Below are 19964 nucleotides of genomic sequence, written 5' to 3'. Positions count from 1 at the left end.
GAGGAGACCCGCCATGACACCCACCACACCGGCCGCCGTCCCGGCGCCCACCCCAAGACCCTCCGGAAACGCCGACACCGCCACCGACACCGCCACCGACACCGGCACCCGCACCTCGGGCGCCACCGGCGCGCCCGCACAGCGCCGACGCCGGACCGCGGTCCTGCGGATGCTCTTCGTCGCCCCCGCCGTCCTCTACATGCTGGCCTTCTTCGGCTATCCGCTCGTGCGCAACGTCGTCATGAGCTTCCAGCGCTTCACCCCGCGCACCTACTTCACCGGCGAGGCCCCCTTCAACGGGCTCGACAACTGGCGCGGGGTCTTCGGCAATCCGCTCTTCACCGGCTCCCTCTGGCACACCCTGCTCTTCACCGCGGGCTCCCTGCTCGGCCAGTTCGTCATCGGCCTCGCGCTCGCCGTGTTCTTCTCCCGCCGCTTCCGGCTCTCCGGCTTCGTCCGCGCGGTCCTGCTGCTGCCCTGGCTCGTCCCGATGGTCGTCTCGGCCGTCGTCTGGCGCAAACTCCTCGACCAGGACACCGGCGTCCTCAACACACTCCTGATGGACCTGCACCTCACCTCGTCCGCCGTGCCCTGGCTCAGCAGCCCGAGTGTGGCCCTGCTCTCCGCGATCCTCGTCAACATCTGGATCGGCATCCCGTTCAACATGGTGATCCTCTACGGCGGGCTCCAGGAGATACCCCGCGACCTGTACGAGGCCGCAGCGCTGGACGGCGCCGGTCCCTGGCGCACCTTCCGCGGTCTCACCCTGCCGCTGCTGCGTCCGGTCGTCACCGTGGTCCTCATCCTCGGTTTCATGTCCACGGTGAAGATCCTCGACCTGATCCTCGCCCTGACCGGTGGCGGCCCCGCCGACTCCACCCAGACCCTCGGCACCGTCACCTACCAACTCTCCTTCCAGCAGCTCAACTTCGGGCAGGGCGCGGTGGTCGGCAACGTTCTCATCCTGGTCAGCGCGGTCTTCGCCGTGCTCTATCTGCGCGCCAACCGCTCCGACTTCGGCCAGGGGAAGTGACCGCCATGTCCACCACCCACTCCGTCACCCGCCCCACCACCCACTCCACCCCCCACTCCACCGGCCGCCCGCGCGGCGGCCTCTCCACCGCCTTCGCGCTCCTGGTCCTCGCCGTCCTGCTCTTCCCGCTCTACTGGATGGTCAACATCGCCCTCCAGCCCGGCGAGAGCCTGGCCGCCACCCACTGGCTGCCCACCTCACCCGGCTGGGACAACTTCCAGCGGGCGCTGAGCAGTCAGGGCGGCTCGCTGGTGACCAGCCTGGTCGTCGCGCTCGGCGCCGTCGTGGTCTGTCTGGCGCTGGCCGCGCCCGCCGCGTACGGCCTGGCCCAGCTCGGGCTGCGCGGCAGCCGTACGATCGTGTTCGCCACGCTGATCACCCAGATGGTCCCGGGCATCGTCATCGCCAACGCCCTCTACAGCGCCTATGTCGAACTGCGGCTGGTCAACTCCTCGTTGGGGCTGATCCTCGCCGACGCCTCGCTCGGACTGCCGTTCTCCATCGTGCTGCTGCGCGCCTTCATGGTGTCGGTCCCGCGCGAGATCGTGGAGGCGGCGCTCGTCGACGGCGCCAACCGGTTCACCGCCTTCGTCCGGATCGTCCTGCCGATGAGCCGCAACGCCCTGATCACGGCGGGCCTGTTCACCTTCCTCTTCGCCTGGTCCGACTTCATGTTCGCGCTGACGCTCAACACCACGGACGACGTCAAACCGATCACGCTCGCCATGTACGAGTACATCGGCGCCCATGTCAGCGACTGGGGCGCGGTGATGGCGACCGCCGTCGTCTCCGCGGTCCCCGCCGCGATCCTGCTGGTCGTGGCCCAGAAGTACGTGGCCGCCGGGATCACCGGCGGGTCCGTCAAATAACGGCCGCCGCGCCGAACAGGGACCATCGACCCGACGGCCCCTCCGCACCAGCCCCTTCCACAGAGCAGGAGCACTGATGAAGTTCACCGACGGGTACTGGCAGATGCGCCCCGGGGTGACCGCCCGGTACGCGGTCTCCGTCGCCGACGCCGATGTCACCGACGACCGCGTCACCCTCTACGCTCCGGTGGGGCGGGTGACCCACCGCGGAGACACCCTCAACGCCCCTCTTGTGACCGTCGACTGCTGGTCGCCCGCCGAGGGCGTCATCGGCGTCCGCGTCACCCACCACGGCGGACGCGCCCCGAGGACACCGGAGTTCGCGCTCACCACCGGGTCCAGGACCGACGCCGGCAAGGTGGTCAGGGAGGGCTCCACGATCGAACTCGCCTCCGGTGACCTCTCCTTGAGGACCGACACCGACGCGCCCTGGCAGCTCGACTTCACGGCCGGCGGACAGACCCTGACCTCGATCGGCAGCCGCGGCGCCGGCTTCGCGACCGACGCCGAGGGCCGCCACTTCATGCTCGCGCAGCTCTCCCTCGCCGTCGGGGAGAGCGTGTACGGGCTGGGCGAACGCTTCACCCCGTTCGTCAAGAACGGCCAGACCGTGGACATCTGGCAGGCGGACGGCGGCACCAGCAGCGAACAGGCGTACAAGAACATCCCGTTCCATCTCACCAGCCGGGGCTACGGCGTCTTCGTCAACCACCCGGGCCAGGTCTCCTACGAGGTGGGCTCCGAGGCCGTCGGCCGCGTCCAGTTCAGCGTCGAGGACCAGAGCCTGGAGTTCTACGTCATCCACGGTCCCGGACCCCGGGAGATCCTGGCCCGGTACACCGCGCTCACCGGCCGCCCCGCGCTGCCGCCCGCCTGGTCCTTCGGCCTGTGGCTCTCGACCTCCTTCACCACCTCGTACGACGAGGCCACCGTCAACCGGTTCGTCCAGGGCATGGCCGACGCCGAGATCCCCCTGAGCGTCTTCCACTTCGACTGCTTCTGGATGCGCGAGTACCAGTGGAGCGACTTCGTCTGGGACCCGGACGTCTTCCCCGACCCGGAGGGCATGCTCGCCCGGCTGCGCGAGCGCGGGCTGCGCGTCTGCGCCTGGATCAACCCGTACATCGCGCAGAAGTCCCCCCTCTTCGCGGAGGGGATGGCCGCGGGCTATCTGGTCAGGAAGCCCGACGGCGACGTCTGGCAGTGGGACCGCTGGCAGCCCGGCATGGCGCTGGTCGACTTCACCAACCCGGCCGCCCGTGCCTGGTACGCCGACAAGCTGCGCGTCCTGCTCGACCAGGGCGTCGACTGCTTCAAGACGGACTTCGGCGAGCGCGTCCCCGTCGACGTCGCGTGGTACGACGGCTCCGACCCGGAGCGGATGCACAACTACTACACGCAGATCTACAACGAGACCGTCTTCGAACTGCTGCGCGAGGAGCGCGGCGAGGGCGAGGCCGTCGTCTTCGCCCGTTCCGCGACCACCGGCGGCCAGCGGCTGCCCGTGCACTGGGGCGGCGACTGCGAGTCGACGTTCGAGGCCATGGCCGAGTCGCTGCGCGGCGGGCTGTCGCTGGGCCTGTCGGGCTTCGGCTTCTGGAGCCATGACATCGGCGGGTTCGAGGGCACCCCGACGCCCGCGCTCTTCAAGCGCTGGGTCCAGTTCGGCCTGCTGTCCTCGCACAGCAGGCTGCACGGCTCCAAGTCCTACCGGGTGCCGTGGGACTACGGCGACGAGGCCGTCACCGTCACCCGCGACTTCACCCGGCTCAAGCACCGGCTGATGCCGTACCTCTACCGCGCCGCGACCCAGGCCAGGGACGTCGGCACCCCCGTGATGCGCGCCATGGTGCTGGAGTTCCCCGACGACCCGGCGTGCCGCCCGCTCGACCGGCAGTACCTGCTCGGCGACGACCTGCTGGTCGCCCCCGTCTTCACCGAGGACGGCTCCGTCGAGTACTACGTGCCCGACGGCGTCTGGACCAACATCCTCACCGGCGCCCAGGTCACCGGCCCCGGCTGGCGGAGCGAGACCCACGGCTTCGACACCCTGCCGCTGCTGGCCAGGCCGGGCTCGGTGCTGCCGCTCGGCGCCGTGGACGAGGGCCCCGAGTACGACTGGGCGGACGGCGTCACCCTGCGCGTGCACACCCCGGCGGACGGCGCCGAGGTCGTCACGACCGTCCCCGCGCCCGACGGCTCAGGGCCCGCCGCGGTCTTCACCACCCGGCGCGACGGCGACGAACTCGTCGTGGAGACGGGGAGCGCACTGCCCTGGAAGGTCCTGCTGGTGGGCGCCGAACCCACCGGGGACGCCGCCCCCGATCCGCTCGGCGCCCTCCACAGCGCCCCGGCGGGCACCCACCGGCTGGCGGTCCGCCTGAGCTGAGCCCCGGCCGCGTTCCCTCCGCGTTCCCCCAGAGCGTCACCATCGCCATCCTGATCAAATGGGGAGAAATGACCGCATGTGAATGACCGCATGTGTCATGGACGGCTGATGTTCGCACCCTCTGGGGGTACGCATGACCGCACCGAGCGGCACGGACGGTACGGCGGGGACGCCGCCGGCGGACCGGGCGGTCCCCGGCCTTCTCCAGCGCCTCGGGGAGTGGTGCGCACGCCACTTCGTCGTGGTCGTCGTCGCCTGGCTGGTCGCCCTCGGCGGGCTGCACGTGCTCGCGAACACCTTCGGGGGCACCTACTCCGACGACTTCGTCCTCCCGGGAACCCAGTCGGACACCGGCGCCCGGGTGCTCAGCGAGCACGCGCCCGGGGCGGGCGGCACCGGCGCCCAGATCGTCCTGCACGACGGGCGGCAGTCCCTCACCGCCGTACAGAGCCAGATCGACCAGACGGTCGCCTCCCTCCAGAAACTCCCGCACGTCCTGTCCGTCGCGAACCCGCTGCCCGCCACGCCCTCCTCGCCGCCCACCGGAGCGCTCACCTCCGACGGGCGGACGGGCTACATCACCGTCCGCTTCAGCACCAGCCCCACCACGTTCGGCCACTCCTATCTCGACGGCGTGGACCGGGCCGTACAACCACTGCGCGCCGCGGGCGTCGAGGTCGAGTACGGCGGGCCGCTCGGCGAACTGGCCCGCCCCAAGGCCGAGGAGCTGACCAGCGAGGTCATCGGGTTCGGCGTGGCGGTGATCGTCCTGCTGATCGGCTTCGGCAGCGTCATCGCCGCCGGGATCCCGCTGCTCACCGCGCTGATCGCGGTCGTCGTCGGGCTGGCCTGCCTGGGCCTGATCGCCGCTGCCTTCACCTTCGCGAGCGTCTCGCCCACCCTGGCCACGATGATCGGCCTCGGCGTCGGCATCGACTACGCGCTCTTCCTGATCACTCGCCACCGCCAGCAGGCGATGGACGGCGCCCACCCGGTGACCGCGGCGGGCCGCGCGGTCGCCACCAGCGGCCGGGCCGTCATCGTCTCCGGCTGTACGGTCATCGTCGCCCTGGCCGGGCTGTACGTCTCCCAGATCAGCTTCATCGGCAAGCTCGGCGCCGCGGCGGCCGTCACCGTCGTCACCGCCGTCATCGGCGCGGTCACCCTCGTACCGGCCCTGCTCGGGCTCGCCGGGCGCCGTATCGACCGCTACCGGGTCCGCCGCCCGGTCGCGGAAGGTGTCGCCGACCCGGCGGTCGTACGCGCCGAGCGGCGCGCCGGCAGTACCCGGGTCCACACCGGGGCGAGCGGCGGCTGGCACCGGTACGCCCAGCGCGTGGAGCACCACCCGTGGTGGTTCCTGCTGGCCGGGCTGGTGGTCGTCGGCGTCCTCGCGATCCCCCTGTTCTCCATCCGCCTCGGCCATATCGACGACGGGGCCGACCCCACCAGCTTCACGGACCGGCGCGCCTACGACCTGATCTCCGAGGGCTTCGGGCCCGGCGCCAACGGCCCGCTCACCGTCGTCGTCGACCAGAGCGCGGTCCCGTCGGCCGACCGTTCGGCGCTCGCGGCGAACATGACGAAGGCGCTCACCGGCGTCCCCGGCGCGGCGAGCGTCGGCCCGCTCGCCCCGACCAGCGACGGCCAGGTGCTGACCACCACGGTGCTCTCCCGTACCTCCCCGCAGTCCGCCGGGACCGCCGCGCTCTTCCGCCATCTCAAGGACGACGTCCTGCCGCGCGGCGCGGCGGGCACCGACGCGGCGACCTATGTGACGGGCACGACCGCCGCCCAGGAGGACTTCCTCGACCTCATCTCGGCCCGGCTGCCGCTCATCATCGGCGCGGTCGTCGCCCTGGCGTTCCTCATCGTGCTCACCGTGTTCCGCGGGCTCCTGGTCGCGCTGAAGGCCGCCGTGCTCAACCTCCTCTCGATCGCCGCGTCGTACGGAGTGGTCGTCGCCGTCTTCCAGTGGGGCTGGGGCGGTCCCGCGCTGGGAGTCTCAGGGACCGTGCCCATCGAGAGCTACGTGCCGATGATGATGTTCGCCATCGTCTTCGGACTGAGCATGGACTACGAGGTCTTCCTGCTCTCCCGGGTCCACGAGGCGTGGCGGCGCACCCATGACAGCGGGGGCAGCGTCGCGCACGGTCTGGAGATCACCGCGCGGGTGATCACCTGCGCGGCGCTCATCATGGTCAGCGTCTTCGCCGCGTTCATCCTGAGCGACAACATCGTGGTCAAGATGCTCGGCCTCGGTCTGGCCGTCAGCGTCCTGATCGACGCCACGGTCGTCCGGCTGCTGATGGTCCCCGCCGTGATGACGCTGCTGGGCCCCGCCGCCTGGTGGACACCCCGCTGGCTGGACCGCGTCCTGCCGCACGTGGACACGGAGGGCGGGACGGTGGAGGCGAGGGCCGTCACCCCGCCGCGCTGAGAGCGCCCGGTGTCCCCGTGGTGGACCGCGCCGGGGTGCGCGACGGCCGGGGAGCGGTGATGGTGGTCGGGGATACGTTCCGAGCGAGGAGCCGAACATGTCGATGCTCGACAAGCTGAAGAGCCTCATCAAGGGGCACGAGAGCACCGCCCGACAAGGGGTGGAGAAGGCCGGTGACGCGTTCGACCGGAAGACGGGGAACAAGTACCGGGGCCAGGTCGACACCGCCCAGAAGAAGATCAACGAAGAGCTCGGGACGCAGGAGCCGCCCCGGGGCGGCGACCGTCCGCCGCAGAGCTGACCCTCCCGGCCGATACGGCGTGTGCCGCGCGCGAGCGTGGCACACGCCGTACGCGTACGGCAGGACCGTTCCGCCCCGCCGCCCGGCGCGTCGAACCGGAAGCGCTCCGTGCCCGTGTCATGAAGTGAGGTCACACTTGGAGGTGGCCTCACTTCATGACATGGGCACGACTGTCGCTACGAGAGGCATCAACCCGCAATGAGAAGTGTGGAGTTACCTCGCCGCGCCCGGCGCGCGGCCGTCGTCATGGCCTTCGCCCTCGGTGCCGTCGCCACCGTTCCCCCGGCGGCCTCGGCCGCCCCCGCCGCGCGCACCACCCCCGTGGTCACCTGGGCCGCCAGCGCCGACCGGCTGGACACCGCCGTCCCCGAACGGACCCATCGCGTCCTCGTCCGCACCAGCGCGGCTGGCAGCGCCCTGCGGATCCGGCTCTCCAACGCCTTCGGTGAGCAGCCGGTGACCTTCGGCCGCGCCTACGCGGGCACCGTGGCCTCGGGCGCCTCCGTGGTGCCCGGCACCAACCGCCCGCTGACCTTCCGCGGCGCCGCGTCCGTCACCGTACCGGCGGGCGGCTCCGTCTACAGCGATCCGCTGCCGGGCACCGTACGGCCGTACGCGGACCTGGCCGTCAGTCTGTACGTACGGGACGCGTCCGGCACCGCCACCGGTCACCGGATGGGGCACCAGACCTCGTACATCGCGCCCACCGGCGACCACGCAGCCGAGGACGGCGCCACGGCGTACACCCAGCGCACGAGCTTCCGCTACTACCTGGACGCCGTGGTGGCCGACGCGCCGCGCGGCACCGGGGCCGTCGTCACGCTGGGCGACTCGATCACCGACGGCGCCGGCTCCACCGCCGACACCAACCGCCGCTGGCCCGACTTCCTCGCGCAGCGGCTCGGCGACGACCGGCGGACCACGGTCAAGGGCGTCGCCAACGAGGGGATCTCCGCCAACAAGCTCCTCTCCGACGGCGCGGGGGAGAGCGCGCTGAAGCGGCTGGACCGGGACGTCCTGTCCCAGCGCGGGCTGCGGACGGTGATCCTGCTCGAAGGCGTCAACGACATCAAGGCCACCCCGGCGCCCACGGCCGCCCAGGTGATCGACGGCTACCGGCGGATCATCGCGCGGACGCACGCCGCGGGGGCCTGCGCGGTCGGCGCGACCGTCATGCCGTACCAGGGCTGGGGCGAGTGGAACGCGAACGGTGAGGCGGTACGCCAGGAGGTCAACGCCTTCGTCCGGAGCGGCGCGTTCGACGCCGTCGTCGACTTCGACGCGGCGACCGGGGACCCGGCCGCCCCGGCGCGCCTGCTGCCCGCGTACGACAGCGGGGACCATCTGCACCCGAACGACGCGGGCATGAAGGCCATGGCGGACACGGTCGACATCCCCGCCCTGCGCTGCGGCAGGTAGGCCGCGGGCCGCGCGGCGCGCGGTGCGGGGGACCCGTACGGCCCAGCAACGGGCCCCCCTCCGGCGCCGCGCGGCCGAGAGTGGAGACGTACGCCCGATCACGTCCGTGCCACCGAGACCCCCGGAGCCCCGCCATGACCTGTTCCGTCCGACGCGATCTCGGCCTGCTCGCCCTGCGACTCGGCACCGGTGCGGTGCTCGCCGCGCACGGCACGCAGAAACTGTTCGGCTGGTTCGGCGGCGCCGGGCTCGACGGAACCGCCCAGGGGATGGAGGCCATGGGCTTCCGCCCCGGCCGGGAGAGCGCGATCGCCTCCGGGCTCGCCGAGACGGGCGGCGGCGTCCTGCTGGCGCTCGGCCTCGCCACCCCGGCGGCCGGCGCGGCGGCGGCGGGCGGCATGGCGGGCGCGGCGTCCGTGCACGCGCCCAGCGGGTTCTTCGCCCAGTCGGGCGGCTTCGAGTACCCCGGCTTCCTCGGCTGGACGGCCGCCTCCATCGGGCTGATGGGCGCGGGCCGTTACTCCCTCGACCACGCCACCTGCCATGTGCTCGACCGGCACTGGATGGTCCCCGTGGCCTTCGCCGCCAGCGCGGCGGCGGCGGTCGTGGTGATCGGCAAGCGGGCCAGGGCCCTGGCGGCGGAGACCGGGAACGGCGCGGCGGACGACGACGCCACCGGGCACTGACCCGCCGACGCCGGACTACCGGTACGCGCGAGGGGTGGACCACCGCCGACGGTGGCCCACCCCTCGTACGCGTACCGGTCGCTACACCTCCGTGGGCGGCCTGTCTCCGGACGGCGCGTCGGGCGCCGGCCTGCCGGCGGAAGGGCCCGTCGGCACGGGGGCGTCCTTGGCCGGGACACGGCCCTCCTCGGTCGGTCCGCCGCGCGCCCTGATGATCGGGGCGATCAGCCGCTCGTAGAGCTGGGATCCGATGATGCCGCCGATGAGCGGCCCGACGATGGGGATCCACCAGTAGTGGCTGAACCACTGGTAGCTGCCCGGCAGTGCGATGGAGCCCCAGCCCTCGAAGAAGGTGAAGAGCCGGGGACCGAAGTCCCTGGCCGGGTTGATCGCGTAACCGGCGTTCGTGCCGAAGGTCAGACCGATCGCGAAGACGACCAGACCGGTGAGGAACGGGCCGAGGTTGGACCCCGGTGCCAGATTCCTTGTGTCGATGAGCGCACAGATCAGCAGAAGCAGGACCGCGGTCCCCACGATCTGGTCGAGCAGCGGTCCCCACCAGGAATTGCCGAAATACTCCGCGGGGAACGTGGCGAAGATCGAGTAGGTGGAAAGGGACTGTTCTCGCCCGATTCCCGCTTTGGTGTTGGCCGCGTCGATCGCCCACCGATAGGTGGCATAGACGAGCGCGGCGCCGACAAAAGCGCCCACCAATTGGGCGCCCCAGTAGGGGAGGACCTTCCGCCACGGAAAGGTCCGCCGGACCGCGAACGCGAGGGTCACAGCGGGGTTGATGTGCGCGCCGCTGATACCGCCGGCGACATAGACGCCGAACACCACGGCGAGGCCCCAGCCCCACGAGATGATGAGCCAGTTGGCGGGCCCGAAGGCCGCGACCTGACGGCCCGAACCCGGCAGGCCGACGACGGCGACGGCCACGGATCCGCAGCCCAGCAGGAGCAGGACGAGCGTGCCCAGGAACTCGGCGACGAGTTCGCCGCCGAGTCCTTCCGGATAACCTCTTCGGCGTGGACTGCGTACGGCCATGTGCTCTCCTTTTCCCGGGCGGTTCCGCACCGCGCATCACACCTGCCTGACATTAGGTGCCGGGCCTGGCCACCGCGTCCGGGCGGCCGCTCGGAAAAGCCGTCCGTTCCTTCCGACGGCGTACGGCAGACCGGTGATTCCACGCGCCGCGCGGGGGCCGGGAATTACGGAAAGGGAATCAGAACGGCCGCCGGAGGGCAGGGAACGCACGGACACCGGCGCGCACTCCACCCGTGGCCGGGGAACGCGGCGGAGCTTCGCGGGAAACGCGTGGGTTTTCCTCGCGGGCCCGTCGGCCGTCCGGGCGATCCCGCCGCGCGCCCGGCCCGAGCGGCGCCCCGACCGACCAGCAGGGAGACAGGCCCCATGGCAGACCTGAACATCCGTGACAACCGGCCCAAGGGCCGCTTCGAGGCGTACGAGGACGGTCACGCCGTCGGCGCCATCGCGTACGTCGCCCTGGAGGCCACCCCGGAGACCCCCGCCGTGCCCGCCGCGCTGGTCGCGGTGCACACCGCCGTGGAGGAGGGGTACGAGGGCAAGGGCATCGCGGGCACCCTCGTGCGGGAGTTCTACGCGATGGCGGCGCGCGAGGGCGCCTTCGTCGTCCCGCTCTGCCCGTACGCGGCCCGCTGGGCGCAGCGCCACCCCGAAGCGGCGCCGGAGGCCCCGCCGGAGGTGGTCGAGGCCGCGAAGGCGCAGGTGAGGAGCGGCTGACGGCGGAGGAGGGGAGGCGCGGCCACGGCATAGCATCGGGCCATGCTCGTTCTGCTGCACACCTCCCCGGTCCATGTCCCGGTCTTCGACGCCCTGCGGGACGCCGCCCACCCGGGGGTGACACTGCGCCATCTCGTCGCCGAGGAGCTGCTCGCCCGCGCCAGGGCCGAGGGGCCCGAGGCCGTCGCGGCGGAGATCCGGGCCGTGCTCGCCCCGGCGGTGGCCGCGGGCGCGAGCGCCGTGCTCTGCACCTGTTCGACGATCGGGGAGGTGGCGGAGCAGGCCGGGCCCGCGCTCGGCGTGCCCGTGCTGCGGGTCGACCGGCCGATGGCCGAGGCAGCGGCGGCGGCGGGCCGGGTCGTGGTGGTCGCGGCGCTGGAGTCCACCCTGGAGCCGACGGCCGCGCTGATCCGCGAGGCGGCGGCGGGGCGGCCCCTGGAGCTGCGTACGGTACTGGCCGACGGCGCCTGGGAGCGCTTCGAGGCCGGGGACCGGGACGGCTATCTGGACGCGGTCGCCGCGGCCGTCGACGCGGTCACGGAGCCCGGCGCGGCCGAGGTGGTCGTCCTGGCCCAGGTGTCGATGGCGGACGCGGCCGGGCGGGTCCGAGGCGATGTGCCCGTGCTCGCGGGCCCGGGGAGCGGACTGGCCGCGGCGGTGGCGGCCGTGACTGCCGCCCGCTGACCGGGCCGTACGGCCCGGTACGCCGCGCGATCCGTCCGGCGGAAGATCACGGGATCATGCGTGGACCCGGCGCGCGTGGGCAGGCGCACCGGGAGACATTGGGAAGGCACGACTCCCGCACCTCAGGAGGACAGGCATGACCAGTCCGTACCCCGACCCGGTTCCGCCGTCGCCCACCCCGCCGCCCGGCCCGCCAGGACCGGGGCCGGCGCCGGATCCCGTACCCCCGGGACCCGCGCCGTCCCCCGTGCCCTCGCCGCCGAGTCCGGCGCCAGTGCCGGGCCCCGACCCGGTTCCGGGCCCGCCGGACCCCGGCCCCCTGCCGCAGCCGGAGCCGCAGCCGGCGCCGGGGCCCCTCGGCTGAGAACGGCCCCGGCCGGACCGCCGCCGGTCCGGCCGGGGCGTCGTCGGATCAGCCCGTCTTGACCTCGGAACGGTCGCCGCCCCACAGAGTGTGGAACGAGCCCTCACGGTCCGTGCGCCGGTAGGTGTGCGCGCCGAAGAAGTCGCGCTGGCCCTGGGTCAGCGCGGCGGGCAGCCGCTCGGCGCGCAGCGCGTCGTAGTACGCGAGCGCCGCGGCGAAGCCCGGCGTCGGGACACCCTGGTGCACGGCGGAGGCGACCACCGCGCGCCAGTCCTCCTGCGCCGCGCCGATCTCCTCGGCGAACTGCTTGTCGGAGAGCAGGCTCGGCAGGTCGCGCTGCGTGTCGTACGCCTCGCGGATCCGGTCGAGGAACGCGGCGCGGATGATGCAGCCCGCCCGCCAGATCGCGGCGATCGAACCGAGGTCGAGGTCCCAGCCGTACTCCGCGCTGCCCGCCTGGAGCTGGTGGAAGCCCTGCGTGTACGACACGATCTTCGACGCGTACAGCGCCTGCTCGACCTGGTCGGCGAAGCGGGCCGCGTCGGCCTCGCCCAGCGGCGCCGCCGACGGGCCCGGCAGCGTACGCGAGGCATCCCGCAGCCCGGCGTGGCCGGAGACCGAACGGGCGAAGACCGCCTCGGCGATGCCGGAGACCGGGACGCCCAGGTCGAGGGCGATCTGCACGGTCCAGCGGCCGGTGCCCTTCTGCTCGGCCTGGTCGGTCACGACGTCCACGAACGCCTTGCCGGTCGCCTCATCCGTATGGGCCAGCACCTCGGCCGTGATCTCGATCAGATACGAGTCGAGGCGGCCGGTGTTCCACGCCTTGAAAGTCTCCGCGATCTTCGCGGGGGAATAGCCGGCGACGGACCGCAGCAGGTGGTACGCCTCGGCGATGAGCTGCATGTCGGCGTACTCGATGCCGTTGTGCACCATCTTGACGAAGTGGCCGGCGCCGTCCGGGCCGATGTGCGTGGAGCACGGCGTGCCGTCCTTCGCCTTGCCGGCGATCTTCTCCAGCAGCGGGCCGAGCGAGGCGTACGACTCGGTGGAGCCGCCCGGCATGATGCTCGGTCCGTGCAGCGCGCCCTCCTCGCCGCCGGAGATGCCGACGCCGACGAAGTGGATGCCGCGCTCGCGCAGGTCCTTCTCGCGCCGCCGGGTGTCCGCGAAGTGGGCGTTGCCGCCGTCGATGATGACGTCGCCCTCCTCCAGCAGCGGGGCGAACTCCTCGATCACGGCGTCGGTCGGGTCGCCGGCCTTCACCATGATGACCAGTCGGCGGGGCCGCTCCAGCGCCGCCACGAACTCCTCGGCCGACTCCGCCGCGACGAACGTGCCCTCGTCACCGAACTCGTCCACCAGTGCACGGGTCTTCGACGCGGTGCGGTTGTGCAGAGCGACGGTGAATCCGTTGCGGGCGAAGTTCCGGGCGAGATTGCGGCCCATCACCGCGAGCCCCGTGACACCGATCTGGGCTGTACCACTCATGCGTGTGCTCCTGGATATCCGTCGAATTGTGCCGTGCACCGCCAGTAAAGACCCCCACACCCGGGCACGCCAAGAAATACCTGTGGGCACGGGGCCGGCCGGACCGGGCCGCCGGGGAGGGATACGTACCTCCGAACACGGCCGTTCACCGCGTCCCGCGCCGCCCGCACCTGCCCGCGTCCGCCCGGAAACGGGCTCCGTTTGCCGTCATGGCCCGGACCGCACCGGGCGCCGATCGGGCACCGAAGTGACCCCATTCGGGCAGTGATCCGTGTAACACCGACCCCGGCAGTGGGTGTGACCAGGGCATACGTCCTTGGTCAAACGGGCAGACTCGGACTCACTCAATGCCGTGAAGAGCCTGGTCGCAGCGGGTTCCCTGCTTGTACAAACGACGCATGAGCCCGAACGGGTGCTGAGCCGCAGCAAAGCAGGGAAGTGTGTGGTCGTGGACACCGACGAGCGTCGACGAGAAATCCTGGAGATCGCCCGGAGCGACGGGTCGGTGGAAGTCACCGCGTTGGCCGGGAGGCTCCAGGTCGCCAAGGAGACCGTACGGCGGGACCTGCACGCCCTGGAGGGGCACGGGCTGGTACGGCGCACCCACGGCGGCGCCTATCCGGTGGAGAGCGCCGGGTTCGAGACGACCCTGGCGGAGCGCACCACCCGGCTCGTCCCCCAGAAGTCCCGGATCGCGGCGGCCGCCGCCGACCTCCTCGGCGACGCCGAGACGGTCTTCGTCGACGAGGGGTTCACCCCGCAGCTCGTCGCCGAGGCGCTGCCCCGCGACCGGCCGCTGACCGTGGTCACCGCCTCGCTCGCCGTGGCCACCGCCCTCGCCGACGCCGAGAAGATCGCCGTACTGCTGCTCGGCGGCCGGGTCCGCGGCTCCACGATGGCCACCGTCGACCACTGGACCACCCGGATGCTCTCCGAATTCGTCATCGACCTGGCGTACGTCGGAGCGAACGGCATCTCACGCGAGTACGGGCTCACCACCCCCGACCCGGCCGTCAGCGAGGTGAAGGCGCAGGCGATGCGCAGCGCCCGCCGCCGGGTCTTCGCCGGGATCCACACCAAGTTCGGCGCGGTGAGCTTCTGCCGCTTCGCCGAGGTCGGTGACTTCGAGTCCATCGTCACGGACTCCGGGCTGCCCTCGGCGGAGGCCCAGCGGTACTCGCTGCTCGGGCCGCAGGTCATACGCGTCTGACGGCGCGGCCCCGCGCCCGACCGCGCACCGCACCACCCCTGACATCCCGTCACCCCCCCCGTGGCGCACCGGCCATCCCGGCGCACCGCCCTCCCTCTGACCATCCCCCACTTCCCACCCGAACAATCAGGAGATCTCACATGCACTTCCAACAACGACGTCGTGGAGTCCGCATGCGTATGGGCGCGAGCGTGGCCTTGACGGCGCTTCTCGCGGGGTGCAGTGGCGCGGGTGGGGGTTCCTCCGCCGGCGGCGACGACACGCTCAACGTCCTCATGGTGAACAACCCGCAGATGGTCGACCTGCAGAAGCTGACCGCGGACAACTTCACCAAGGAGACCGGCATCAAGGTGAACTTCACCGTGCTGCCGGAGAACGACGTCCGGGACAAGATCACCCAGGACTTCTCCAACCAGGCCGGCCAGTACGACGTCGCCACCATCAGCAACTTCGAGGTGCCGTTCTTCGCGAAGAACGGCTGGCTGCACGCTCTCGACGAGTACACCGAGAAGGACACGAAGTTCGACCAGGGCGACATACTCAAGCCCCTCTCCGACTCCCTCACCGCGGAGGACGGCAAGCTCTACGGCCAGCCCTTCTACGGCGAGTCGTCCTTCCTGATGTACCGCAAGGACGTCTTCGAGGCGAAGAAGCTGACCATGCCCGACAAGCCCACCTGGCAGCAGGTCGCGGACCTCGCCGCCAAGGCGGACGGCGCGGAGAAGGGCATGAAGGGCATCTGTCTGCGCGGGCTGCCCGGCTGGGGCGAGGTCATCGCGCCGCTGACGACCGTGGTCAACACGATGGGCGGCACCTGGTTCACCAAGGACTGGGAGGCGCAGCTCGACTCGCCCGAGTTCACCAGGGCCACCCAGTTCTACGTCGACCTGGTGCGCGAGCACGGTGAGGCCGGCGCCCCGCAGGCCGGTTACGCCGAGTGCCTCAACAACATGACACAGGGCAAGTCGGCCATGTGGTACGACGCCACCGCCGGCGCCGGTTCGCTGGAGGCCAAGGGCTCCCCGGTCAAGGGCAAGATCGGCTACGTGCCCGCCCCGGTCGACAAGACGGACAGCTCCGGCTGGCTCTACACCTGGGCCTGGGGCATGCAGAAGGCGTCCAGCAAGACCGAGAACGCCTGGAAGTTCATCTCCTGGGCGTCCAGCAAGGAGTACGAGACCCTCGCCGGTGAGAAGGTCGGCTGGTCCAACGTCCCGGCCGGCAAGCGCGCCTCGACGTACGAGAACCCGGAGTACCTGAAGGAAGCCGCCGCGTTCGCCGAGGTGACCAAGGACGCCATCGCCAACGCCAACCCGACCGACCCGGGCACCCAGCCCCGTCCCACCGTCGGCATCCAGTTCGTCGACATCCCCGAGTTCACCGACCTCGGCACCAAGGTCTCGCAGGAGATCAGTGCCGCCATCGCCGGCAAGAAGACCGTGGCCGAAGCGCTGAAGAACTCGCAGGCGCTGGCCGAAAAGGTGGGCAAGGACCAGAAGTGAGTACCTCCGTCGGCACACCCCCACGTTCCCCGGCCGGAGCGCCGCGCCCCTCCGCGTCGCACCAGTCCGGCCGGGGCGGCTCCAAGGCCCGCGCATGGGCCACCCGGGCCCCCCTGCTGCCCGCCCTGATCTTCCTCGTCGCGGTCACCCAACTGCCCTTCGTGGCCACCCTGGTGATCTCGCTCTTCGACTGGAACTCGCTCGCCCCCGACGACCGCAGCTTCGCCGGGATCAGCAACTACGGCTCGGTCTTCACGGACGCGGCCCTGCGCGAATCGGTGTTCACCACCGTGCTGCTCACCGCGACCGTCGTGATCGTCAGCGTGGTGCTCGGACTGCTGCTCGCGCTGCTGCTCGACCGCAAGTTCATCGGCCGCGGCTTCGTCCGTACGCTGCTGATCACGCCGTTCCTGCTGGTCCCGGTCTCGGCCGCGCTCATGTGGAAGCACGTCCTCTACAACCCGGAGTACGGGCTCCTCAACGGCGGCTGGGCCTGGTTCACCGGGCTCTTCGGCGTGGAGAACCCCACCCAGCCCGACTGGATCTCCGACATGCCGCTGCTCGCGGTCGAGGCCGCGCTGATCTGGCAGTGGACACCGTTCATGATGCTCATCCTGCTCGCCGGACTCCAGAGCAGGCCCGCCGAGATCATGGAGGCGGCCAAGCTGGACGGCGCGACCGGATGGCAGATGTTCGGCTATCTGACCCTGCCCCACCTGCGCCGCTATCTCGAACTGGGCATCCTGCTCGGCTCGATCTACATCGTGCAGAACTTCGACGCCGTGTTCACCCTCACCTCCGGGGGACTCGGCACCGCGAACCTGCCGTACACCATCTACCAGACCTTCTACCAGGCTCACGAGTACGGACTGGCCTCCGCCGCCGGAGTCGTCGTCGTGATCGGTACGATCGTGATCGCGACCTTCGCCCTGCGCGTCGTCTCGTCCCTCTTCAGTGAGGAGGCGAACCGCGCATGAGCGCTCTGTCCGTGTCCACCACCGGTGTGGCCGCCCGGCCGCATGTCGACAAGTACGCCCCCGCCGCCCGGCGGGCCAGGCGGCGCTCCGCCGGACTGGGCCTGCTGGCCTGGATCGTCGGCATCGTCTTCTGCCTGCCGGCCCTCTGGATGCTGCTGACCTCCTTCCACTCGGAGGCCGACGCGGCGACCAACCCGCCCTCCCTCACCGCCGGGCTCACCCTCGACAGCTACCGGGTGTTCTTCGGCGAGGGCGGCGGCGCGAGCCCCTGGCCGCCGCTGATCAACTCCGTGACCGCGTCGCTCTTCTCCACGCTCTTCGTGCTCCTGCTGGCCCTCCCGGCGGCGTACGCGCTCTCCATCAAGCGGGTGGAGAAGTGGACGGACGTCATGTTCTTCTTCCTCTCCACGAAGATGCTGCCGGTGGTCGCCGGGCTGCTGCCCGTCTACCTCTTCGCGAAGAACGTCGGCATGCTGGACAACATCTGGCTGCTGGTCATCCTCTACACCTCGATGAACCTGCCGATCGCCGTGTGGATGATGCAGTCCTTCCTCGCGGACGTGCCGGTCTCCATCATCGAGGCCGCGCAGGTCGACGGGGCCAGGCTGCCGACCGTCCTGCTGCGGGTGGTGGCGCCGGTCGCCGCGCCCGGGATCGCGGCGACCTCGCTGATCTGCTTCATCTTCAGTTGGAACGAGCTGCTCTTCGCCCGGGTCCTCACCGGGGTCACGGCGCAGACCGCTCCCGTGTTCCTGACGGGCTTCGTCACCAGCCAGGGGCTCTTCCTCGCCCAACTGTGCGCGGCCTCCGTCGTCGTGTCCCTTCCTGTGCTCGCCGCAGGATTCGCCGCCCAGGACAAGCTGGTCCAGGGCCTTTCTCTTGGAGCTGTTAAGTAATGAGGGCTGCGATCGTCGAAGCCGTCGGCAAGGTCTCCGTCACGACGGTTCCCGACCCCACCCCTGGCCCTCGGGACGTGGTTGTCTCCGTCGCCGCGTGCGGACTGTGCGGCACCGATCTGCACATCCTGCAAGGCGAGTTCGCGCCCACGCTGCCGATCATTCCGGGGCACGAGTTCGCCGGTGAGATCGTCGGGATCGGCGCCGACGTCACCGAACTGGCGATCGGCGACAAGGTCGCCGTCGACCCGTCCCTTTACTGCCACGAATGCCGCTACTGCCGTACCGGACGGGGCAACCTGTGCGACCGGTGGAACGCGATCGGGGTCAGCAAGCCGGGCGGTGCGGCGGAGTTCGCCGTCGCGCCCGTCGCCAACTGCGTCAAACTGCCCGACCACATCGACGTCAAGGACGCGGCGCTGATCGAGCCGCTCTCCTGCGCCGTACGCGGATACGACGTGCTCAGGTCGACCCTCGGCGCCGAGGTGCTGATCTACGGCTCCGGCACCATGGGCCTGATGATGCTGGAGCTGGCCAAGCGGACCGGCGCCGCCTCCGTGGACATGCTCGACATCAACCCGGAGCGGCTGGCGACCGCCGGCACGCTCGGCTGCTCGCGCTCCGGCTCCTCCGCGGACGAGTTCGACCGGCCCACCGGCTGGGACGTCGTCATCGACGCCACCGGCAACGCGGGCGCCATCCAGGACGGTCTGGGCCGGGTCGCCAAGGGCGGTACGTTCCTCCAGTTCGGGGTCGCCGACTACGCGACGACCGCCGTCATCGAGCCGTACCGGATCTACAACCAGGAGATCACGATCACCGGCTCCATGGCGGTGCTGCACAGCTACGAGCGGGCCGCCGCGCTCTTCGCCTCCGGGGTGCTCGACCCGGCGGTCTTCATCAGCGACCGGCTGTCCCTGGAGGAGTACCCGCAGGCCATCGAGAAGTTCAAGGCGGGCCAGGGACGCAAGATCGTGGTCCAGCCGTGACCGAGGCCGGCCCCGCCCCCGGCGCCGTGCTCGTCATGGGCGAGGCGCTCATCGACCTCGTCCCCGTGCCGGACGACCCGGAGACTTACCGGGCCCAGCCCGGCGGCGCGCCCGCCAACGTCGCGGCCGGGCTGGCCCGGCTCGGTACGCCGAGCTGGTTCGCCGGGGCGCTCGGCGGCGACGGCTTCGCCCGCATGATCGAGCGGCGGCTGGCCGACTCCGGTACCCAACTCGGCCTGTGCGCGCGCTCGGAGCTGCCCACGACGCTCGCGGTCGCCGACCCGGGCCCGGACGGCACCGGCTACCACTTCCACGTCAGCCGGACGGCGACCTTCCAACTGCCCGACCTCTCGGCCCACGTGGCACGGTTCGCCGCCGTGTACGTGGGCGGGGTCGCGGCCGTCGTCGAACCGGCGGCCGGGGCCGTCGAGGCCACCGCCCGCGCGGGCGCCGCGGGTTCGCTGCTGGTGGTGGACCCCAATGTGCGCGAGGACCGGACGATCGACCCGGAGCCCGCCCTGCGGCGGCTGCGCGAGCTCTGCTCGCTGGCCCATGTCGTCAAGGCGAGCGACGAGGACCTCGTCCGGCTCTGGCCGGGCACGGACCCCGACGAGAGCGGCCGGCGGCTGGCCGCGGAGGGGCGCCTCGTGGTGCTCACCCGGGGTGCCAAGGGCGCCACGGCGTTCGCGGGGAGCGCGGAGCCGGTCTCCGTGCCCGCGGTGCCCGTCGAGGTGGTCAACACGATCGGCGCCGGTGACGCCTTCATGGCGGGCGTCGTCAACTGGCTGACCGCGCACGGCGTGGACGGGGCCGAAGGCGTCGCCGGGCTGCCCCGCGAGCGGGTGACGGAGATGCTCGACTTCGCGTCCCGGGTGGCCGCCTCGGTCTGCGCCCAGACCGGCACGGAGCCGACGAGACCGCCGGGCACCTGACCACCCCCGTACGGCGGA

Annotated in this window: 17 protein-coding genes; 15 read left to right on the top strand and 2 right to left on the bottom strand. The window is 71.5% G+C overall.

Features of this window, described 5'->3' with window-relative positions:
• Positions 1 to 13 precede the first annotated feature (13 nt).
• The 7 genes from ACIO3P_RS32355 to ACIO3P_RS32325 all read left to right on the top strand — a co-directional run bounded on the left by ACIO3P_RS32355 (position 14) and on the right by ACIO3P_RS32325 (position 9137).
• The gene (locus tag ACIO3P_RS32355; RefSeq protein ID WP_329826434.1) at positions 14 to 1033 is read left to right on the top strand and encodes a sugar ABC transporter permease; all 1020 of its coding nucleotides are present in this window, start codon (positions 14 to 16) and stop codon (positions 1031 to 1033) included.
• 5 nt (positions 1034 to 1038) lie between these two features.
• A complete protein-coding gene (locus ACIO3P_RS32350) occupies positions 1039 to 1902 on the top strand; it encodes a carbohydrate ABC transporter permease (protein WP_401850057.1) in 864 nt (287 codons plus the stop codon).
• Positions 1903 to 1978: 76 nt separating this feature from the next.
• A complete protein-coding gene (gene yicI / locus ACIO3P_RS32345) occupies positions 1979 to 4291 on the top strand; it encodes an alpha-xylosidase (RefSeq protein WP_401786607.1) in 2313 nt (770 codons plus the stop codon).
• A gap of 133 nt (positions 4292 to 4424) precedes the next feature.
• On the top strand, positions 4425 to 6731 hold the full coding sequence (locus ACIO3P_RS32340; protein ID WP_401850055.1) for an MMPL family transporter: 2307 nt from the start codon (positions 4425 to 4427) through the stop codon (positions 6729 to 6731).
• A 97-nt stretch (positions 6732 to 6828) separates the two neighbouring features.
• Positions 6829 to 7032, top strand: coding sequence for an antitoxin (locus tag ACIO3P_RS32335; RefSeq protein WP_329826438.1), 204 nt, complete (start codon positions 6829 to 6831; stop codon positions 7030 to 7032).
• A 198-nt stretch (positions 7033 to 7230) separates the two neighbouring features.
• Positions 7231 to 8451: an SGNH/GDSL hydrolase family protein gene (locus ACIO3P_RS32330; protein ID WP_401850054.1), complete on the top strand. Its 1221-nt coding sequence runs from the start codon at positions 7231 to 7233 to the stop codon at positions 8449 to 8451.
• Between the two features lie 134 nt (positions 8452 to 8585).
• The gene (locus tag ACIO3P_RS32325; RefSeq protein WP_329826440.1) at positions 8586 to 9137 is read left to right on the top strand and encodes a DoxX family protein; all 552 of its coding nucleotides are present in this window, start codon (positions 8586 to 8588) and stop codon (positions 9135 to 9137) included.
• Positions 9138 to 9218: 81 nt separating this feature from the next.
• Here the strand turns inward: ACIO3P_RS32325 and ACIO3P_RS32320 are convergent, their stop codons facing one another.
• Complete coding sequence (locus tag ACIO3P_RS32320) at positions 9219 to 10184, bottom strand: MIP family channel protein (protein WP_329826441.1); 966 nt, start codon at positions 10182 to 10184, stop codon at positions 9219 to 9221.
• A 366-nt stretch (positions 10185 to 10550) separates the two neighbouring features.
• Here ACIO3P_RS32320 and ACIO3P_RS32315 point away from each other — a divergent pair, with 366 nt between their 5' ends.
• Positions 10551 to 10901, top strand: a complete 351-nt coding sequence (locus ACIO3P_RS32315; protein WP_401786613.1) for a GNAT family N-acetyltransferase — start codon at positions 10551 to 10553, stop codon at positions 10899 to 10901.
• 42 nt (positions 10902 to 10943) lie between these two features.
• A complete protein-coding gene (locus ACIO3P_RS32310) occupies positions 10944 to 11585 on the top strand; it encodes an aspartate/glutamate racemase family protein (protein ID WP_329826444.1) in 642 nt (213 codons plus the stop codon).
• 412 nt (positions 11586 to 11997) lie between these two features.
• On the opposite strand, the gene gndA is transcribed toward ACIO3P_RS32310, so the two are convergent.
• The gene (gene gndA / locus ACIO3P_RS32305; protein ID WP_329826445.1) at positions 11998 to 13440 is read right to left on the bottom strand and encodes an NADP-dependent phosphogluconate dehydrogenase; all 1443 of its coding nucleotides are present in this window, start codon (positions 13438 to 13440) and stop codon (positions 11998 to 12000) included.
• Between the two features lie 448 nt (positions 13441 to 13888).
• Here gndA and ACIO3P_RS32300 point away from each other — a divergent pair, with 448 nt between their 5' ends.
• The 6 genes from ACIO3P_RS32300 (at position 13889) to ACIO3P_RS32275 (ending at position 19946) form a co-directional block, all read left to right on the top strand.
• Positions 13889 to 14650, top strand: a complete 762-nt coding sequence (locus tag ACIO3P_RS32300; protein WP_329826446.1) for a DeoR/GlpR family DNA-binding transcription regulator — start codon at positions 13889 to 13891, stop codon at positions 14648 to 14650.
• A 140-nt stretch (positions 14651 to 14790) separates the two neighbouring features.
• On the top strand, positions 14791 to 16152 hold the full coding sequence (locus ACIO3P_RS32295) for an ABC transporter substrate-binding protein (protein WP_401786616.1): 1362 nt from the start codon (positions 14791 to 14793) through the stop codon (positions 16150 to 16152).
• Positions 16149 to 17129 carry a sugar ABC transporter permease gene (locus ACIO3P_RS32290; protein WP_329826449.1) on the top strand — a complete coding sequence of 327 codons (981 nt, stop codon included), beginning with the start codon at positions 16149 to 16151 and terminating at the stop codon, positions 17127 to 17129. The genes ACIO3P_RS32295 and ACIO3P_RS32290 overlap by 4 nt, the downstream gene beginning before the upstream one ends.
• A gap of 5 nt (positions 17130 to 17134) precedes the next feature.
• Complete coding sequence (locus ACIO3P_RS32285) at positions 17135 to 18025, top strand: carbohydrate ABC transporter permease (RefSeq protein WP_401787598.1); 891 nt, start codon at positions 17135 to 17137, stop codon at positions 18023 to 18025.
• Positions 18025 to 19014, top strand: a complete 990-nt coding sequence (locus tag ACIO3P_RS32280; protein WP_329826451.1) for a zinc-dependent alcohol dehydrogenase family protein — start codon at positions 18025 to 18027, stop codon at positions 19012 to 19014. The genes ACIO3P_RS32285 and ACIO3P_RS32280 overlap by 1 nt, the downstream gene beginning before the upstream one ends.
• Entirely contained in the window at positions 19011 to 19946 is a 936-nt protein-coding gene (locus ACIO3P_RS32275; RefSeq protein WP_329826452.1) for a carbohydrate kinase, read from the top strand. The genes ACIO3P_RS32280 and ACIO3P_RS32275 overlap by 4 nt, the downstream gene beginning before the upstream one ends.
• Positions 19947 to 19964: the final 18 nt, after the last annotated feature.

The organism is Streptomyces sp. NPDC087310 (assembly GCF_044744405.1).
Classification (GTDB): domain Bacteria; phylum Actinomycetota; class Actinomycetes; order Streptomycetales; family Streptomycetaceae; genus Streptomyces.
The sequence above is the reverse complement of the archived record's forward strand: the minus strand, read 5'-3'. Positions and strand labels throughout refer to the sequence as shown.